The sequence below is a fragment of the Paraflavisolibacter caeni genome, from assembly GCF_025628885.1.
Classification (GTDB): domain Bacteria; phylum Bacteroidota; class Bacteroidia; order Chitinophagales; family Chitinophagaceae; genus Flavisolibacter; species Flavisolibacter caeni.
Map to the genome: position 1 here is coordinate 1 of NZ_JAOTIF010000071.1, position 1,857 is coordinate 1,857.

The 1,857-nt window shown below is 49.3% G+C and carries 1 protein-coding gene; it reads left to right on the forward strand.

All coding sequences use genetic code 11. From position 1 onward, the window contains the following. The first annotated feature begins 491 nt into the window (after positions 1-491). Positions 492-1,787, forward strand: coding sequence for a group II intron reverse transcriptase/maturase (gene ltrA, locus OCK74_RS27800; RefSeq protein WP_279300386.1), 1,296 nt, complete (start codon positions 492-494; stop codon positions 1,785-1,787). Positions 1,788-1,857 lie beyond the last annotated feature (70 nt).

The window sequence follows — 1,857 nt, forward strand, 5'->3', positions numbered from 1 at the left end:
GTGTGTGTGCCTTGAATGGTAAATATAGTTCTTAGAAGTAAGAATGCCAGAGAGTGAAAGTCTCTTATGTGCGGGGTCAAGCCCGAAGCATTAGCAAGTGGCAAGGTGGTGTGGAGTAATCCATGCACTGAAGTAAGCCAGACTGCAAAGGATTGCACTGACGGACAGGAACTGCATAGGAGGCATCAGTGGACGGACGAGCAGCCACATCCCTGTAAAGTCCTAAATGACTGAGTTCACTGATGTAGATGCAGCAGCGGTAATCCGAAGGCTATTTACCTTACCAGGGGAGCTCCTATTTCGTGCAGTAATGCATGAAAGGAAGTCAGCAGAGGTCATAGTAGCTGTGGTAACGAGCCGTTGGAAGGAACGGAGGTCTCACCAAGCAGTGAAGGACCGAACATTAAGTCGCCCTCCGATGTTGCATGGATCCGCCTCAGGCGGAAGCCATGCATTAAAGGAAGGCAGAGAAAAACAAAGAAGTATTAAAGATGGTAGAGCAGATTATCAACCGCAGAAACATGCACCTGGCCTACCAGCAAGTCATGCGCAACAAAGGTTCCGCCGGCGTGGACGGTATGCCGCTAAAAGCGCTGAAGCCCTATATCTATGAGCATAGGGAAGCTATCGCTATGAGCATCATCAAGGGTACCTATCTGCCTCAACCGATCCTGGGCGTTTCCATTCCTAAAGGTGGTGGTAAGATGCGCCTCTTGGGTATTCCCACCGTGGTGGACCGATGGCTACAACAAAGTGTAGCACAGGTCATTACACCCCTGTTTGAGTATGAGTTCTCTCAGCACAGCTACGGCTTTCGGCCTAACAAGAGTGCCCATGATTGTATTCTACAGGCACAGACCTACATCCATGAAGGCTATAGACACATTGTGGATATAGACCTGAAAAGCTTCTTTGATGAAGTGGATCACTGCCTGCTGCTGCAACTGGTGTACCGAAAGGTCAAATGCCCGCTCACCCTGCGCCTGATCCGCAAATGGCTACGAGCCCCCATTCAAATCGATGGCAAGCTCACCAAACGCAGAAAGGGCGTTCCTCAGGGCAGTCCTTTAAGTCCACTACTGTCCAACATCATGCTGCATGAACTGGACAAGGAACTGGAAAGAAGGGGACTGAGATTTGTCCGCTATGCCGATGATTTCAGCATTTACACAAAAAGCAGATACGAGGCACAGAAGACTGAGAAGGCCATTGTTCTTTTCTTAAAGGACAAACTAAAGCTGGCTGTCAATACGGAGAAAAGCGGCATCCGCAAACCCGTCCAATTTGAAATATTGGGCTACAGGTTTGTCTCCACCTATGAGAAGGGTGCAACGGGCAAATACCAACTGGTGGTCTGTGAAAAGAGCTGGAGCAAGCTGAAAGAGAACCTCAAAACCATCACCCGCAAAACCGCTCCGATGAGTATGGCTGTACGCACCCGTAAACTCAAAGAAGTAGGTAGAGGGTGGGTGAATTACTTCCGCATGGCCAGTATTCACGGCAAGCTCAAAGAGGTGGACAGTTGGATCAGGAAAAGGCTGCGTTACTGCATTTGGCATGACTGGAAGAAACCTGAACGCAGAAGGAAGAACCTGATGCGCTTGGGCGTGAATTACGCACTTGCCCGTGTATGGAGTAGAACCAGAATGGGTGGATGGGCGGTAGCTCAAAGTCCTATTCTGAATACAACCATTACATTGGAGAGACTCAGAAAAAGGGGATATGAAGCATTACTGGATTATTACTTCAAAGTGGCTCCTGCACTTAATGAACCGCTGTATACGTGACCCGTACGTACAGTGGTGTGAGAGGCGCTCCCTGCTACCTACCAGTGGCAGGGCCGTCTACTCGATTATG